At 38.4% G+C, this 16,582-nt stretch carries 15 protein-coding genes; 11 read left to right on the top strand and 4 right to left on the bottom strand.

Features of this window, described 5'->3' with window-relative positions; genetic code table 11:
• Positions 1–4 precede the first annotated feature (4 nt).
• From pyk to sdbB, 7 genes are all read left to right on the top strand, one after another.
• Positions 5–1,510, top strand: coding sequence for a pyruvate kinase (pyk, locus tag MK395_RS04145; RefSeq protein WP_268711333.1), 1,506 nt, complete (start codon positions 5–7; stop codon positions 1,508–1,510).
• Between the two features lie 160 nt (positions 1,511–1,670).
• A complete protein-coding gene (locus MK395_RS04140; protein WP_268711332.1) occupies positions 1,671–2,930 on the top strand; it encodes a UDP-N-acetylglucosamine 1-carboxyvinyltransferase in 1,260 nt (419 codons plus the stop codon).
• A 15-nt stretch (positions 2,931–2,945) separates the two neighbouring features.
• On the top strand, positions 2,946–3,497 hold the full coding sequence (locus MK395_RS04135) for a GNAT family N-acetyltransferase (RefSeq protein ID WP_268711331.1): 552 nt from the start codon (positions 2,946–2,948) through the stop codon (positions 3,495–3,497).
• Positions 3,490–4,767, top strand: a complete 1,278-nt coding sequence (gene spxR, locus MK395_RS04130) for a CBS-HotDog domain-containing transcription factor SpxR (protein ID WP_000033809.1) — start codon at positions 3,490–3,492, stop codon at positions 4,765–4,767. Before MK395_RS04135 ends, spxR begins: the two co-directional genes overlap by 8 nt.
• 15 nt (positions 4,768–4,782) lie before the next feature.
• A complete protein-coding gene (locus MK395_RS04125; protein ID WP_000631558.1) occupies positions 4,783–5,643 on the top strand; it encodes a methionyl aminopeptidase in 861 nt (286 codons plus the stop codon).
• A gap of 127 nt (positions 5,644–5,770) precedes the next feature.
• Complete coding sequence (gene ccdA2, locus MK395_RS04120) at positions 5,771–6,478, top strand: thiol-disulfide oxidoreductase-associated membrane protein CcdA2 (RefSeq protein ID WP_268711330.1); 708 nt, start codon at positions 5,771–5,773, stop codon at positions 6,476–6,478.
• Between the two features lie 12 nt (positions 6,479–6,490).
• On the top strand, positions 6,491–7,036 hold the full coding sequence (gene sdbB / locus MK395_RS04115) for a thiol-disulfide oxidoreductase-associated lipoprotein SdbB (RefSeq protein ID WP_268711329.1): 546 nt from the start codon (positions 6,491–6,493) through the stop codon (positions 7,034–7,036).
• 29 nt (positions 7,037–7,065) lie between these two features.
• On the opposite strand, the gene pbp3 is transcribed toward sdbB, so the two are convergent.
• Positions 7,066–8,307, bottom strand: coding sequence for a D-alanyl-D-alanine carboxypeptidase PBP3 (pbp3, locus tag MK395_RS04110; RefSeq protein ID WP_002874503.1), 1,242 nt, complete (start codon positions 8,305–8,307; stop codon positions 7,066–7,068).
• Positions 8,308–8,411: 104 nt separating this feature from the next.
• Between pbp3 and MK395_RS04105 the strand changes: the two genes are divergently transcribed.
• The 4 genes from MK395_RS04105 (at position 8,412) to ffh (ending at position 13,020) form a co-directional block, all read left to right on the top strand.
• Positions 8,412–9,533 carry an AI-2E family transporter gene (locus tag MK395_RS04105; RefSeq protein WP_125384598.1) on the top strand — a complete coding sequence of 374 codons (1,122 nt, stop codon included), beginning with the start codon at positions 8,412–8,414 and terminating at the stop codon, positions 9,531–9,533.
• Positions 9,534–9,768: 235 nt separating this feature from the next.
• The gene (gene tuf / locus MK395_RS04100) at positions 9,769–10,965 is read left to right on the top strand and encodes an elongation factor Tu (protein ID WP_001040720.1); all 1,197 of its coding nucleotides are present in this window, start codon (positions 9,769–9,771) and stop codon (positions 10,963–10,965) included.
• A gap of 139 nt (positions 10,966–11,104) precedes the next feature.
• Positions 11,105–11,437 carry a putative DNA-binding protein gene (locus tag MK395_RS04095; protein WP_125388700.1) on the top strand — a complete coding sequence of 111 codons (333 nt, stop codon included), beginning with the start codon at positions 11,105–11,107 and terminating at the stop codon, positions 11,435–11,437.
• Positions 11,438–11,448: 11 nt separating this feature from the next.
• Positions 11,449–13,020 carry a signal recognition particle protein gene (gene ffh, locus MK395_RS04090; RefSeq protein ID WP_268711328.1) on the top strand — a complete coding sequence of 524 codons (1,572 nt, stop codon included), beginning with the start codon at positions 11,449–11,451 and terminating at the stop codon, positions 13,018–13,020.
• A 176-nt stretch (positions 13,021–13,196) separates the two neighbouring features.
• Here ffh and MK395_RS04085 read toward each other — a convergent pair whose 3' ends face one another.
• The 3 genes from MK395_RS04085 to MK395_RS04075 form a co-directional block, all read right to left on the bottom strand.
• The gene (locus MK395_RS04085) at positions 13,197–14,435 is read right to left on the bottom strand and encodes a tyrosine-type recombinase/integrase (protein ID WP_248023328.1); all 1,239 of its coding nucleotides are present in this window, start codon (positions 14,433–14,435) and stop codon (positions 13,197–13,199) included.
• 2 nt (positions 14,436–14,437) lie between these two features.
• Positions 14,438–14,629 carry a DUF3173 domain-containing protein gene (locus tag MK395_RS04080; protein ID WP_061587669.1) on the bottom strand — a complete coding sequence of 64 codons (192 nt, stop codon included), beginning with the start codon at positions 14,627–14,629 and terminating at the stop codon, positions 14,438–14,440.
• A gap of 245 nt (positions 14,630–14,874) precedes the next feature.
• Positions 14,875–16,269, bottom strand: a complete 1,395-nt coding sequence (locus MK395_RS04075; protein WP_268711327.1) for a hypothetical protein — start codon at positions 16,267–16,269, stop codon at positions 14,875–14,877.
• Positions 16,270–16,582: the final 313 nt, after the last annotated feature.

Raw genomic sequence — 16,582 nt, 5'->3', positions numbered from 1 at the left:
AATCATGAACAAACGTGTAAAAATCGTTGCAACTTTAGGTCCTGCGGTTGAAATCCGTGGTGGTAAAAAATTCGGTGAAGACGGATACTGGGGTGAAAAACTTGACGTTGAAGCTTCAGCTCAAAATATTGCTAAATTGATTGAAGCAGGAGCAAACACTTTCCGTTTCAACTTCTCACACGGTGACCACCAAGAACAAGGTGAGCGTATGGCAACTGTTAAACTTGCTGAAAAACTTGCAGGTAAAAAAGTTGGTTTCCTTCTTGATACTAAAGGACCTGAAATCCGTACAGAATTGTTTGAAGGTGACGCAAAAGAGTACTCATACAAAACTGGTGAAAAAATCCGTGTTGCAACTAAACAAGGAATCAAATCAACTCGTGATGTGATTGCTTTGAACGTTGCTGGTGCCCTTGATATCTACGATGATGTTGAAGTTGGTCACCAAGTTTTGGTTGACGATGGTAAATTGGGTCTTCGTGTTTTCGCAAAAGACGATGCAACTCGTGAATTTGAAGTAGTCGTTGAAAATGACGGTATCATTGCTAAGCAGAAAGGTGTAAACATTCCTAACACTAAAATTCCTTTCCCAGCACTTGCTGAACGTGATAACGATGATATCCGTTTCGGTTTGGAACAAGGTATCAACTTCATCGCGATTTCATTCGTACGTACTGCAAAAGACGTCGACGAAGTTCGTGCAATCTGTGAAGAAACTGGTAATGGTCACGTTCAATTGTTTGCAAAAATCGAAAACCAACAAGGTATCGATAACTTGGATGAAATCATTGAAGCTGCTGACGGTATCATGATCGCTCGTGGTGACATGGGTATCGAAGTACCATTCGAAATGGTTCCAGTTTATCAAAAAATGATCATCACTAAAGTGAACGCAGCAGGTAAAGTTGTTATCACAGCAACAAACATGCTTGAAACAATGACTGAAAAACCACGTGCAACTCGTTCAGAAGTATCAGACGTATTTAACGCTGTTATCGACGGAACTGACGCAACAATGCTTTCAGGTGAGTCTGCGAACGGTAAATATCCACTTGAATCAGTAACAACAATGGCTACGATTGACAAGAATGCACAAACTCTTCTTAATGAATACGGTCGTTTGTCATCAGTTAACTTGGCACGTAATTCTAAGACTGAAGTTATGGCATCAGCTGTTAAAGATGCAACTAACTCAATGAATATCAAGTTGGTAGTTACCCTTACTAAAACTGGTCACACAGCTCGCTTGATTTCTAAATACCGTCCAAATGCTGATATCTTGGCTATCACTTTTGACGAATTGACTCAACGCGGTCTTATGCTGAACTGGGGTGTCATTCCAGTAACAACTGAACGTCCTTCAAATACTGACGATATGTTTGATCTTGCTGAAAAGATTGCAGTTGAACAAGGCTTGGTTGAATCTGGTGATGATATCGTTATCGTTGCTGGTGTGCCACTTGGTGAAGCTGTTCGTACAAACACAATGCGTATCCGTACAGTACGTTAATCTAACACAAAAACCTATCATTTCAGGCTGAAAAGCTTGAGTGATAGGTCTTTTTTTATCAAAATGAGATGGTATTTAGTAAATAGGAATGGGAAAAAACTGAAAATTATGGTATAATAGAATGAAAAGACCTTTTTAGTAAATTTTGAAAGAGTAAAACATGAGAAAAATTGTCATCAATGGTGGACGTCCATTGCAAGGTGAGATCACCATTAGTGGTGCTAAAAATAGTGTTGTAGCGCTTATTCCAGCTATTATCTTATCAGATGATATTGTCACTTTAGATTGTGTTCCAGATATTTCAGACGTTGCTAGTCTTGTCGAAATCATGGAAATTATGGGGGCGACTGTTAAGCGTTATGAGGATGTCTTGGAGATTGATCCAAGAGGTGTTCAAAACATTCCTATGCCTTATGGCAAGATTAATAGCTTGCGTGCTTCTTATTATTTCTACGGAAGTCTTTTAGGTCGCTTTGGTGAAGCTACAGTTGGCCTTCCTGGCGGATGTGATCTTGGGCCTCGTCCGATTGACCTCCACTTAAAAGCCTTTGAAGCCATGGGTGCTAAGGTCAGCTATGAGGGAGATAATATGAATTTATCTGCCCAAGGTAAGGGACTTCATGGCGCAAGTATTTACATGGATACCGTCAGCGTTGGCGCAACGATTAACACTATGATTGCTGCGGTTAAAGCTAAGGGACGCACTGTCATTGAAAATGCGGCTCGTGAACCGGAAATTATCGATGTTGCTACCCTTTTGAACAACATGGGGGCCCATATTCGTGGTGCTGGGACTGATATTATCATTATTGATGGTGTCGAGAAACTTCATGGAACGCGTCACCAAGTAATCCCAGACCGTATCGAAGCTGGAACCTATATTTCACTTGCTGCAGCGGTAGGAAAAGGAATTCGCATTAACAATGTTCTCTATGAACACTTAGAAGGCTTTATCGCTAAACTAGAGGAAATGGGCGTTCGTATGACGGTCTCAGAAGACAGCATCTTCGTTGAAGAACAGTCCGATTTGAGAGCCATCAATATCAAAACTGCACCTTATCCTGGGTTTGCAACTGATTTGCAACAGCCTATCACGCCACTTTTACTAACTGCTCAAGGTCGTGGAACCATTATTGATACGATTTATGAGAAACGTGTTAATCATGTCTTTGAATTAGTGAAAATGGATGCGGATATTATGACTACAAACGATCACATTATTTACAACGGTGGTCGTAACTTACACGGGGCAAGTGTAAAAGCTACAGACTTGCGAGCTGGTGCAGCACTTGTCATCGCTGGCTTGATGGCTCAAGGCCAGACTGAAATTACGAATATTGAGTTTATCCTTCGTGGCTACTCAGATATTATTGAAAAATTGCGTAGTCTTGGAGCGGATATTACACTCGTTGAAGACTAAGACGTTGAGGTGATTATGAATATTTGGACCAAATTAGCAATGTTTTCTTTTTTTGAAACGGAGCGCTTGTATTTGCGTCCTTTCTTTTTTAGTGACAGTCAAGCGTTTTTCGAGATTGCTTCAAACCCTGAGAATTTACAGTTTATTTTTCCCAGTCAAGCAAGTTTGGAAGAAAGTCAGTACGCCCTTGCTAACTATTTTATGAAGAATCCTCTAGGAGTTTGGGCAATTTGTCTCCAAGGAAATCAGGAAATGATTGGCTCAATTAAATTTGAAAAAGTCGATGAAATCAAAAAAGAAGCAGAAATTGGTTACTTCTTAAAAAAAGATTCTTGGGCACAAGGTTATATGACAGAAGTGGTTATCAAGCTATGTCAGCTTTCCTTTGAAGAATTTGGTTTAAAACAATTATCCATCATCACTCATTTGGAGAATCAAGCTAGTCAAAAAGTAGCCTTAAAATCGGGCTTTAGCCTCGTCCGACAGTTTAAGGGGAGCGATCGCTATACACGAAAAATGAGGGACTATCTTGAATTTCGTTACGTAAAAGGAGATTTCAATGAGTAAACACCAGGAAATTTTGTCTTATCTGGAAGAGTTACCAATTGGGAAGAGAGTTAGTGTTCGAAGTATTTCAAATCATCTAGGTGTTAGTGATGGAACCGCCTATCGGGCTATCAAAGAAGCTGAAAATCGAGGAATCGTTGAAACTCGCCCCCGCAGTGGAACCATACGAGTCAAGTCCCAGAAAGTGGCTATTGAGAGGCTAACCTATGCTGAGATTGCTGAAGTCACCTCCTCTGAAGTTTTAGCTGGTCAGGAAGGGCTGGAGAGAGAGTTTAGTAAATTCTCCATTGGGGCTATGACAGAGCAAAATATTCTGTCCTATCTCCATGATGGCGGTCTTTTGATTGTAGGTGACCGCACTCGCATTCAACTTTTAGCCTTGGAAAATGAAAATGCGGTCCTTGTGACAGGTGGTTTTCATGTGCAGGACGATGTTCTTGAGTTGGCTAATAAAAAAGGGATTCCAGTTCTGAGAAGTAAGCATGACACTTTTACAGTAGCGACCATGATTAACAAAGCCCTCTCAAATGTTCAAATCAAAACCGATATTCTGACAGTCGAGAAGCTCTATCGTCCCAGTCATGAGTATGGTTTTTTGAGAGAAACGGATACAGTAAAAGACTATCTAGACTTGGTCCGTAAGAACAGAAGTAGTCGTTTCCCAGTCATTAACCAACACCAAGTGGTTGTTGGGGTTGTTACTATGCGTGACGCAGGAGATAAATCCCCCAGCACAACTATTGACAAGGTGATGACACGTAGTATCTTTGTAACAGGCTTAGCGACCAATATTGCCAATGTTAGTCAACGGATGATCGCAGAAGACTTTGAGATGGTTCCCGTTGTCAGAAGTAACCAAACCTTGCTCGGTGTCGTAACACGACGAGATGTCATGGAAAAGATGAGTCGTTCTCAGGTTTCAGCTTTGCCGACCTTCTCAGAGCAAATCGGGCAAAAACTGTCTTATCATCATGATGAAGTCGTTATTACTGTTGAGCCCTTCATGCTGGAGAAAAATGGGGTCCTTGCTAATGGAGTCTTGGCTGAAATCCTCAACCATATGACCCAAGACCTCGTTGTCAATAGTGGACGTAATCTCATCATTGAACAGATGTTGATTTATTTCTTGCAGGCTGTGCAGATAGATGATACTTTGCGGATTCAGGCTCGGATTATTCACCACACGAGACGTTCAGCTATTATTGATTATGATATTTATCATGGGCATCAGATTGTTTCAAAAGCAAATGTTACGGTTAAAATTAATTAGAATCTAGGAGAAAAAATGATAACTTTAAAATCAGCACGTGAAATCGAAGCCATGGACAAGGCTGGTGATTTCCTAGCAAGTATCCATATCGGCTTACGTGATTTGATTAAGCCAGGCGTGGATATGTGGGAAGTTGAAGAGTACGTTCGTCGACGTTGTAAAGAGGAGAATTTCCTTCCTTTACAGATTGGTGTGGATGGCGCAGTCATGGATTACCCCTATGCCACTTGTTGCTCTCTCAACGACGAAGTAGCTCACGCTTTTCCACGTCATTACATCTTGAAAGATGGCGATTTGCTCAAGGTTGACATGGTACTGGGTGGTCCGATTGCCAAATCAGACCTCAATGTGTCTAAACTCAACTTTAATAATGTTGAGCAAATGAAAAAATACACCCAAAGTTATACTGGCGGTTTAGCTGACTCATGTTGGGCTTATGCGGTCGGTACACCGTCTGAAGAAGTGAAGAACTTGATGGACGTGACCAAGGAAGCTATGTATAAAGGGATCGAGCAAGCAGTTGTCGGCAATCGTATCGGTGATATTGGTGCAGCCATTCAAGAATACGCTGAAAGTCGCGGTTACGGTGTCGTTCGTGATTTGGTTGGTCATGGTGTTGGTCCAACTATGCACGAAGAGCCAATGGTTCCTAACTACGGTATTGCAGGCCGTGGACTCCGTCTCCGTGAAGGAATGGTACTAACCATTGAACCCATGATTAATACTGGTGACTGGGAAATTGATACAGATATGAAGACTGGCTGGGCTCATAAGACTATAGATGGCGGCCTGTCTTGCCAATATGAACACCAGTTCGTGATTACCAAAGATGGACCTGTTATCTTGACTAGTCAAGGTGAAGAAGGAACGTATTAAAATGAAAGGAGCTTAGCTCCTTTTTTTGTGTCAAATTTAGTCAAAATAAATAAGCGTAGCAGACTTCTTACAAATTTATTCTTTTGTAGTAAAATAGGATTAGAATTTTGAGAAAGTAGGTAATTCGTTGGAGTCGATTATATTTCTAGTATCCGTTTTTTTAGCAGGTATTCTGTCCTTCTTTTCACCCTGTATCTTTCCTTTGCTACCTGTCTATGCTGGTATTTTACTGGATGATCAGGGAAATTCGAAAAGCTTTCGCTTTTTTGGAAGAGACGTTGCATGGTCGGGCTTAATTCGGACCTTGTGCTTTATTGCAGGAATCTCCCTCATTTTCTTTATTTTAGGATTTGGAGCTGGATTCCTAGGGCACATGCTCTATGCAGACTGGTTTCGTTATGCTATGGGAATAGTCATTATTTTTTTAGGACTTCATCAGATGGAAATCTTGCATTTCAATAAACTGGAGGTTCAAAAGACAGTCACCTTCAAACAATCCAAGTCTAATCACTATCTGTCAGCCTTTTTACTTGGGATAACCTTTAGTTTTGGTTGGACCCCTTGTATCGGACCAGTCTTAAGTTCAGTCTTGGCCCTAGCAGCTTCAGGTGGCAATGGTGCTTGGCAAGGAGCCTTACTAACCTTAGTATACACATTGGGAATGGCCCTTCCTTTCATTGTTTTGGCCTTGGCTTCGGGCTGGATTATGCCCTACTTTAGTAAATTAAAACCCCATATGATCCTACTAAAGAAAATTGGGGGAGCCTTGATTATTTTGATGGGATTGTTATTAATGCTAGGGCAGTTAAATGCCTTATCAGGAATTCTTGGATAAAAGGAGAAGAAAATGAAAAAAGTTATTTTTGCTGGATTGAGCCTCATGTCTCTATTCTTGTTGATTGCCTGTGGTGAAAAAGAAACCAAACAGACAAGCAGTCCAAAACAACCCGCTGTACAACAAATCGCAGTCGGTAAGGATGCGCCAGACTTCACCTTGCAGTCTATGGATGGCAAAGAAGTGAAGTTATCAGACTTTAAAGGGAAAAAGGTCTATTTGAAATTCTGGGCCTCTTGGTGCGGACCATGTAAAAAAAGCATGCCTGAGTTAATGGAATTAGCTGCCAAACAAGATCGAGACTTTGAAATCTTGAGTGTCATTGCACCAGGTCTACAAGGTGAAAAAACAGTTCAAGACTTTCCAAAATGGTACCAAGAACAAGGCTACAAGGATATTCCAGTTCTATATGATACGCAAGCAACTACCTTCCAAGCCTACCAAATTCGTAGTATTCCAACGGAATACTTGATTGACAGTCAAGGTAAAATCGGAAAAATCCAATTTGGTGCTATTAGCAACGCTGATGCAGAAGCGGCTTTTAAAGAAATGAAATAAAGAAAAAATCGCGATTATTCGCGATTTTTTTATAGTTTTTCATTGATAAAGCGGATAAATTGATTCCACCAAACCTTCAAAAAGAAGGCTTTTTCTACTTTCTTTTCAGAAACCATTTCAAAAGATGGTTTGTCGGAAGTGAGATAGCCCTGGCCGACCAAATCCTGATCATCATAGGTCAGAGTACCAACAACCTTGCCTTCTTCCAATGGAGCCATTTCTGATGTTGATTTCGGTGTGAATTGGAGGGCTGGTGTAGTACCGCTTCCGATGCGTTGGACGATGGAAATATCTGACTTAGCGACAGCTGTCACATTATCTTCTTTACCATCCAGAACTGTTACTTTACTATCGTTGTAAGCTTCACCTTTCTGAACGACAGTTTTTAAGGCAAAGTTTGCAGAAATATAATCTAAAAGTGCAGAAGTAGCAGTAAAACGTGCATAAGGGTTGGTATCTTGTTGATCTGCATTCAAAACAACCGTAATAATACGCATCCCTTTCTCAACAGTTGTTCCCACGAATGAAGCACCAGCTTTATCAGTAGTACCTGTCTTTAGTCCATCAATACCACCACGATAGGCAGGCATTCCCTCCAACATATAGTTGGTTGAGTGGATTTCAAGTCCTGCAAAGGTAGAAGTTGGTTTTTTTGTGATTTCCAAAACTTGAGGATAATCTCGGATGAGGTTACGAGCGACGATTGCAACATCGTAGGCACTCAACTTGTTTTCATCGTCTTTTTTAGAACCAGGATAGATATTATCGCCAAGGGTCTCATTATTTAAACCAGTAGTGTTTACAATAGTTGCATCTTGAATTCCCCATTCAAGAAGTTTAGCCCTCATCTTGTCTACAAAGTCTTTCTCAGAACCAGCAATCTTTTCTGCTAGCGCAATGGCAGCGCTGTTTGCACTGGATACCATTGTAGCCTCTAATAGCTGTTCAACAGTATAATTTCGAGCTTCCATAGGGACGTTACTCGCCTCAGAATTAGTTGTAAGTTTGTAAGGATAGTCCGAAATATCAACAGGTGTAGATAGGCTGATAGTTCCTTGTTCCAGAGCTTCATAGACCAGATAAACTGTAACCAGTTTTGTAATAGAAGCAATTTCTACAGGCTGATTTGCATCTTTTTCATAGAGGATTTTTCCAGTTGTAGCCTCGACAGCAATAGCATGTTTAGCAGCAACATCAAACTCCTGAGCAGAAACAGTAGAAGCTGTTCCAAAAACTAAAAGTGTCATAAAAGATAAAATTATTTTTTTCATATTAGCTTTATTTTATCATAAAGAAAAAAAATATTCTCGCTTTTTTACTAAAGCCAACTTATCTTTTTCAGAAATATGGTAAAATAGAGAGAAGGAGGATACCTATGTTCCGTAGAAACAAATTATTTTTTTGGACAGCTGAAATTTTATTATTAACACTGATTTTCTATCTTTGGCGAGAAATGGGAGCCATCATTACTCCCTTCGTAACGGTTGTGAATACCATCATGATTCCATTTTTGCTTGGTGGATTTTTTTACTACATTACAAATCCAGTCGTTACTTTCTTAGAAAAGAGATGTAAGATCAATCGTCTAATAGGTGTCTTGGTCACTCTTTGTGCCTTGATTGGTGCTATCGTTGTAGGGGTCGTTTATCTCTTGCCGATTTTGATTAATCAGTTGACTAGCTTGATTATTTCTAGTCAAAACATCTATAGTAGACTACAAGATTTGATCATCGATTTGTCCATGAATCCAGTCTTCCAAAATATTGATATTCAACAAACAATTCAACAACTGAATCTCTCCTATGTGGATATCCTCCAGAATATCCTGAATAGCGTCAGCAACAGTTTAGGAAGCGTTCTTTCAGCCTTGTTTAGTACAGTTCTGATTCTCATTATGACACCTGTATTCTTGATTTATTTCTTGTTGGATGGTCATAAGTTGCTGCCAATGTTGGAACGTACCGTCTTAAAACATGACAAATTGAATCTTTCTAGCCTTTTAACCAATCTCAATACAACCATAGCACGCTATATTAGTGGAATTGCGATTGATGCGGTTATTATTGGATGTTTAGCCTATATTGGCTATAGCTTTATCGGATTAAAGTACGCCCTAGTTTTTGCTATTTTCTCTGGAATCGCAAATTTGATTCCTTATGTTGGTCCAAGTATTGGCTTAATTCCAATGGTGATTGCCAATGTGTTCACGGATCCTCATCGTATGTTGATTGCGGTTGCTTATATGCTTATTATTCAGCAGATTGACGGAAATGTTCTCTATCCACGTATCGTTGGAGGGGTTATGAAAGTGCATCCGATTACGATCTTGGTGCTCCTTTTACTGTCAAGTAATATCTACGGTGTCATAGGAATGGTCGTAGCAGTACCTACTTACTCCATTTTTAAAGAAATCACTAAGTTCCTAGCGAAATTATATGAAAACCATAAAGAAGCTCATAAAGAAGCTAAGGAACTGGAAAAAACAGAATCAAATTAAAATCAGGGAAACCTGATTTTTTTGATGAAAAGACTATCGCTCAAACAAAATAAGTTTGAATTCATATTGCCATAAAGAAGCAGAAGAACAGGATTTGATAAGATTTAGATTAATTGACAAAATATGTGTAAAACACTTGCAATTTAGCAGAAATTTGATAAAATAGTAAGGAAAGTTAGACTGTATTGCCTACTGTCTATCTATAAAATATATTTTATTGGAGGCTTTTACTCAAATGGCAAAAGAAAAATACGATCGTAGTAAACCACACGTTAACATTGGTACTATCGGACACGTTGACCACGGTAAAACTACTTTGACTGCAGCTATCACAACTGTATTGGCACGTCGCTTGCCTTCAGCAGTTAACCAACCTAAAGACTATGCGTCTATCGATGCTGCTCCAGAAGAACGCGAACGCGGTATCACTATCAACACTGCGCACGTTGAGTACGAAACTGAAAAACGTCACTACGCTCATATCGACGCTCCAGGACACGCGGACTACGTTAAAAACATGATCACTGGTGCCGCTCAAATGGACGGAGCTATCCTTGTAGTAGCTTCAACTGACGGACCAATGCCACAAACTCGTGAGCACATCCTTCTTTCACGTCAGGTTGGTGTTAAACACCTTATCGTCTTCATGAACAAAATTGACTTGGTAGACGACGAAGAATTGCTTGAATTGGTTGAAATGGAAATCCGTGACCTCTTGTCAGAATACGACTTCCCAGGTGACGATCTTCCAGTTATCCAAGGTTCAGCTCTTAAAGCTCTTGAAGGTGACTCTAAATACGAAGACATCATCATGGAATTGATGAACACTGTTGATGAGTACATCCCAGAACCAGAACGTGACACTGAAAAACCATTGCTTCTTCCAGTCGAGGACGTATTCTCAATCACTGGACGTGGTACAGTTGCTTCAGGACGTATCGACCGTGGTACTGTTCGTGTCAACGACGAAATCGAAATCGTTGGTATCAAAGAAGAAACTCAAAAAGCAGTTGTTACTGGTGTTGAAATGTTCCGTAAACAACTTGACGAAGGTCTTGCCGGAGATAACGTAGGTGTCCTTCTTCGTGGTGTTCAACGTGACGAAATCGAACGTGGACAAGTTATCGCTAAACCAGGTTCAATCAACCCACACACTAAATTTAAAGGTGAAGTCTACATCCTTACTAAAGAAGAAGGTGGACGTCACACTCCATTCTTCAACAACTACCGTCCACAATTCTACTTCCGTACTACTGACGTTACAGGTTCAATCGAACTTCCAGCAGGTACTGAAATGGTAATGCCTGGTGATAACGTGACTATCGACGTTGAGTTGATCCACCCAATCGCCGTAGAACAAGGTACTACATTCTCTATCCGTGAGGGTGGACGTACTGTTGGTTCAGGTATGGTTACAGAAATCGAAGCTTAATTCGATTAAGTTCCCAGAAGAACAATTATTTAAGTCAGACACTAAAAGAATCTTGCCTTGCAAGGTTCTTTTTTTTCTTATTCTATTTGAAGTGCTTCTACTCTAGCAGTATAATCGTTTTTTTGGTATAATAAAAGTTATGGAAATCGAAAAAACCAATCGTATGAACGCCCTTTTTGAATTTTATGCGGCGCTTTTGACAGACAAGCAGATGAACTATATTGAACTCTATTATGCTGATGATTATAGTCTTGCTGAGATTGCTGAAGAGTTCGGTGTCAGTCGTCAGGCTGTCTATGATAATATCAAGCGGACGGAAAAGATTCTAGAAGATTATGAGATGAAATTGCACATGTATTCGGACTACATTGTCCGCAGTCAGATTTTTGACCAGATCTTGGAGCGTTATCCCAAGGATAACTTTCTGCTGGAGCAGATAGAAATTTTAACAAGCATTGATAATAGAGAATAAGAGGAAGAAAAATGGCATTTGAAAGTTTAACAGAACGTTTACAGAACGTCTTTAAAAATCTACGTAAAAAAGGAAAAATATCTGAGGCTGATGTCCAGGAAGCAACCAAAGAGATTCGTTTGGCTTTGCTGGAAGCCGACGTTGCTTTGCCTGTTGTAAAGGACTTTATCAAGAAGGTTCGTGAACGTGCAGTCGGACACGAGGTCATTGATACCCTCAATCCGGCCCAACAGATTATCAAAATCGTTGATGAGGAACTCACAGCTGTTTTAGGTTCCGATACGGCAGAAATTATCAAGTCACCAAAAATTCCAACCATTATCATGATGGTCGGTTTGCAGGGGGCTGGTAAAACGACCTTTGCTGGTAAGCTGGCTAATAAACTCAAGAAGGAAGAAAATGCACGTCCTTTGATGATTGCGGCAGATATTTATCGTCCAGCAGCCATCGATCAGCTGAAAACACTTGGACAACAAATCGATGTTCCTGTCTTTGCACTTGGAACAGAAGTACCAGCTGATGAGATTGTCCGTCAAGGTTTGGAGCAAGCGCAAGCCAATCACAACGACTATGTCTTGATCGATACGGCAGGGCGTTTACAAATCGATGAACTTCTCATGAATGAGCTTCGTGATGTTAAAGCACTGGCTCAACCAAATGAAATCCTCCTCGTCATTGATGCCATGATTGGTCAGGAAGCGGCCAATGTTGCTCGCGAATTCAATGCTCAGTTAGAAGTGACTGGGGTTATTCTTACCAAGATTGATGGGGATACTCGTGGTGGTGCAGCTTTGTCTGTTCGTCACATCACTGGAAAACCTATCAAGTTCACTGGTACGGGTGAAAAGATAACAGATATCGAAACCTTCCACCCAGATCGTATGTCAAGCCGTATCCTTGGTATGGGGGATATGCTGACCTTGATCGAGAAAGCCTCTCAAGAATACGATGAGCAAAAAGCTCTTGAAATGGCTGAGAAGATGCGCGAAAACACCTTTGATTTCAATGATTTCATTGATCAATTGGATCAGGTGCAAAATATGGGACCAATGGAAGACTTGCTCAAGATGATTCCAGGTATGGCCAACAATCCAGCCCTTCAAAACATGAAGGTGGACGAGCGTCAGATTGCGCGTAAACGTGCCATTGTATCTTCCATGACACCCGAAGAGCGTGAAAATCCCGATTTGTTAAATCCAAGTCGTCGCCGTCGTATAGCTGCTGGTTCTGGAAATACCTTTGTCGAAGTCAATAAATTTATCAAGGACTTTAATCAGGCCAAACAGCTCATGCAAGGTGTCATGTCTGGCGATATGAACAAGATGATGAAGCAAATGGGAATCAATCCAAATAACCTTCCAAAAAATATGCCAAATATGGGAGGGATGGATATGTCTGCCCTTGAAGGCATGATGGGACAAGGTGGAATGCCGGATATGTCAGGTCTCGGAGGAGCAGGCATGCCAGATATGAGCCAGATGTTTGGTGGCGGACTCAAAGGTAAAATCGGTGAATTTGCCATGAAACAGTCTATGAAACGCATGGCCAACAAAATGAAAAAAGCGAAGAAGAAACGCAAATAAAAAAGGAAAGCAGAAGTGCTTTCCTTATTAATAAAAAGAACTCTGAATTCGATTCAGAGTTCTTTTGTGTTTGATTGGTTTATTCCCACTCAACGGTTGCAGACTCCTTGAGAATCGCTATATAATAGGCTTTTTAAGGAGTTAGTAATTCTTTGGTGGGGTTTTTGGTGGGAATGTTATTTTAAAATTGATTGGTTCCCGTTGAAATGTACTAAGCTAGAAGATGGAAAAGAAACATTAATAATTCCTACCATTTCATTAGTGATAACTTCATCAGCACCATCCCATAGATGTGAGTAGTGTTTCAAGGTGATTTCAGGAGAAGAGTGTCCTAAACGTTTTGATAGAATAAGTACAGAAACATTTAATTCATTAATTAACAGTGAGGCATGGCTGTGGCGGAGACCCTTTGCTTGGATAGGTTTTACGTGAGCAATCTTGGCGTACCTTTTAATAATCCTTGAGATTGTAGACTTCAGCATAGGTAAGCCATCGTATGAAAAGATAAAATCGTTCTCGTGTCCTAGTCCAATCTTTTTTTGAGCTTCACGCCATTTTTTTAACACATCAATTGTATCTTTATCTAAACTAATCATCCTTTTCCCGTCATTGGTTTTTGTGTAGGAATTACGAGTCCATTCTTTTTTGTTTTTAACAATAAGCATATGATGAACTCGTAGGCGTTGCTTATCAAAGTCAACATCATTCCATTGAAGGGCACAGCCTTCATTTACACGTACGCCAGTCATGAAATATACCCAAATCATCACGAAGTTTAAATGTTCATATACATCTTCAATGTAAATTTGCGAAATAACAGCTTCAAATTCGCTTTTTGTCCAATATGGGATATTACTTTTCCCTTTAGGAATGGCATTAGATTGCTTAGAAATATTTTTTTCCACATATCCCATTTGCAAAGCATAGTCTAATGATTTCCTAAACATGCCAAAGATGAGGCTAGAATATCCTTGCGAATACCCGGCACCACCCTCATCTTGACTAGTCAGTAACCATGTACGAAACATCTGGACTTGTTCAAGTGTTATAGAACGGAGTGTGGTGTCACCAAAACGCTCACAAAGCTGTAAAAGATTTTTCTCTCTAACTGAAAATGTGCTATGCTCAACTGTTGTTCTGTAATATGGAATATAATGTTCTTCCATAAATTGCCTATATTTCATACGGTAGTTAGAATAACCTTGAGCTTGATGATATTCATGCTTCAGTCGGGTTAATTCCTTATTTGCATCTGCTGCCGAGTTAAATGGATTTCCGTGTTGATCTACCCTTGATTTCTTTCGTACACGTTTCCCGGTTACTCTATCTCTACCAAATTCGGTTTGAATAAAATATTTTCCGTCTTTGTCAGTATAGACTCCAGGAAATTTAGTTCTCTGTTGATTTTGTGGCATTTTTACTCCTTATGAAGTGAAACACCCAGAATTTCTTCAACAGCAACGATAGGAACATGCCCTAAACGTCGATTATTATAAAAGGCATATCCCTTTTGTACCATAATTTGCTTAGCTTGTCTAATAATTGAAATGGCAGTATAGGGATTGTAACCCATTTTAATTAAATCTTCTTTGTTCATTGTTTGTTTCATAATTAATAATCCTCTTGAAATTTCTAAATTTTATTGCGATAATAGTAGTAGGTAATAGATATTATTACTAGTATATTTTGAGTTTGTTTCTGACACCGACCAAAGTTTGGAAACAAGCTCTTTTTTTGTTCTAAAAAATTTGCACATATCTATTTCCTTTCTCAAATATTAAACTCAAACTGTTTACATATAAATATATGTTCGTTGTTGTATCAAGGTATACAACCATAAATATAAAAAAGTTATTATTTAATTTGCTTTATTTTTTTATTCTTTTTATTATTTTTATTGATATCTAAATATTTATCAGGGAATTCTTTTAAAACATGATTTCTAATTTTATTTTTTTGATTTCGAGTATTAGATTTTATAATTTCGTCGAAAATATTATTCCTATAACCTAATGGATAATCTTTTAAAATGTGTTTATATGTATGAGTCGATGTAGTATCCTTATGACATCCTAACCCTTTTTCTCTAGCAATATCTAGTGATTTATAAAATAGTTTAAATATATCTCGAACGTGCCAAGTAATCATTAATCCAGTCTCGTTTTTTTTAGAATAATATTTTTCACTATTTTGAAAATATTCTATTATTGCTCTTTTGGTTCTACCTTTATTTTTGCTAAAACCAATATTTATTAATGCTAAAATTTCTTCATCTAACACCAAAGGGGACAATTTGTTAAGAGAGTAGTTATTTACTTGAATTAAAAATTCTTTAATATATCTTTGGGGACCGTATTTTCTATACACATCTTCAAGTACTCTTTTAGTTTCATTACTTGATTCTTCAATTAACTTTATGTACACGTTTATTGTTGAATGCAGTTTTGATTCCAAATATTCTATCAATTGTGCATCATTCAGTAAATCTAAGGAATTGGTTCCCAAAAATTTTTCTATTTTATTTTTCTTTAATACTAGTTCAAATCTTTGGACATTAATATTATCTAGTTTTGAACCATTTCTTCTGATTTGTCTTTTTCTTTTTGCTTTTTCAATTTTATCGTAAGTAACAGTTAATTCTTCATTACTAATCTTACAACTCAAAATTGGATAGTCATAGTTGTTCTTTTTACTTTTTTCATTTCCAAAATTTGGAGGGTATCCTGATGAAAGACATTTGTGTAGAAAACTTCTGAGCTGTAGGTTTGGAGTTTTATCAAAGGCAATAGTATAAGCGAGCTCAATTTCGAGAAAGAGGGCAGTCGAGTATGTAATGATAACACCGTAATTATTTTTAATAAAATCGATTGCGTTTGCTAATCTTTTTTTAATCCCCTCAATACCAACAGTTTCGAAATTTAAACCTCCGTGAATTAATTCAATGTAACAGTAGGGTGTTTTAAAATCTGATGTATCAAAAGAAATAGTGATATTCCCAAAAAATTCTGATTTAATATCTAAACCAAGTAACTCTCCATCTATAGAGGTTTTTAGATTACATGAACTATCCTGCTTTAAATTCTTAATTTCTACACGCTCTACAGAAAAATCCTGTAGGGATACTTTACATTTATCTATTCCAGCAAAACAAGACTTTGATGAGAAAACCTCTAATATACTATTTTCATTATTGATTTTTTCTTCTAAACGTCTTTGCTTTTCTTCCGGTGTTAATTTTCTTCTGGCCATTCTATTAAGTTCCTTTCACATAGTATTTTGATAAAGTATGTTGTTTGGGCTAAGATCAACATCTTTTTCTAAAGGTTAGTTTATTTTATTAAGTTTCCATTTATTTACCTCCTTATTTTTTTACATTAGTTAGTATGCCACAAATCTTTCAAAAAACGCCTATTTTTAGTAAAAACAAATTAAAAAATGAAAAAAATTTTTAAAAATAAAAAAAACACTCAGTTTTGAGTGCTTTAAAAAACGCGTAGTGACAAGGTTTTGAAAAAAAGTAGGTTCTTTCCTACAAAAAAATTTTTATAAAATTTTTTTAGTT

It is taken from the genome of Streptococcus oralis, from assembly GCF_026782085.1.
Taxonomy (GTDB): Bacteria; Bacillota; Bacilli; order Lactobacillales; family Streptococcaceae; genus Streptococcus; species Streptococcus oralis_DA.
The sequence above is the reverse complement of the archived record's forward strand: the minus strand, read 5'-3'. Positions and strand labels throughout refer to the sequence as shown.

Excerpts from the sequence above, each read along its gene's own strand:
- tuf (WP_001040720.1), top strand. The coding sequence starts at position 9,769 with ATGGCAAAAGAAAAATACGATCGTAGTAAACCACACGTTAACATTGGT.
- MK395_RS04140 (WP_268711332.1), top strand. The coding sequence starts at position 1,671 with ATGAGAAAAATTGTCATCAATGGTGGACGTCCATTGCAAGGTGAGATC.
- pyk (WP_268711333.1), top strand. The coding sequence starts at position 5 with ATGAACAAACGTGTAAAAATCGTTGCAACTTTAGGTCCTGCGGTTGAA.
- MK395_RS04075 (WP_268711327.1), bottom strand. The coding sequence starts at position 16,269 with ATGGCCAGAAGAAAATTAACACCGGAAGAAAAGCAAAGACGTTTAGAA.
- MK395_RS04095 (WP_125388700.1), top strand. The coding sequence starts at position 11,105 with ATGGAAATCGAAAAAACCAATCGTATGAACGCCCTTTTTGAATTTTAT.
- MK395_RS04125 (WP_000631558.1), top strand. The coding sequence starts at position 4,783 with ATGATAACTTTAAAATCAGCACGTGAAATCGAAGCCATGGACAAGGCT.
- MK395_RS04080 (WP_061587669.1), bottom strand. The coding sequence starts at position 14,629 with ATGAAACAAACAATGAACAAAGAAGATTTAATTAAAATGGGTTACAAT.
- MK395_RS04085 (WP_248023328.1), bottom strand. The coding sequence starts at position 14,435 with ATGCCACAAAATCAACAGAGAACTAAATTTCCTGGAGTCTATACTGAC.
- MK395_RS04105 (WP_125384598.1), top strand. The coding sequence starts at position 8,412 with ATGTTCCGTAGAAACAAATTATTTTTTTGGACAGCTGAAATTTTATTA.
- sdbB (WP_268711329.1), top strand. The coding sequence starts at position 6,491 with ATGAAAAAAGTTATTTTTGCTGGATTGAGCCTCATGTCTCTATTCTTG.
- spxR (WP_000033809.1), top strand. The coding sequence starts at position 3,490 with ATGAGTAAACACCAGGAAATTTTGTCTTATCTGGAAGAGTTACCAATT.
- ffh (WP_268711328.1), top strand. The coding sequence starts at position 11,449 with ATGGCATTTGAAAGTTTAACAGAACGTTTACAGAACGTCTTTAAAAAT.
- MK395_RS04135 (WP_268711331.1), top strand. The coding sequence starts at position 2,946 with ATGAATATTTGGACCAAATTAGCAATGTTTTCTTTTTTTGAAACGGAG.
- pbp3 (WP_002874503.1), bottom strand. The coding sequence starts at position 8,307 with ATGAAAAAAATAATTTTATCTTTTATGACACTTTTAGTTTTTGGAACA.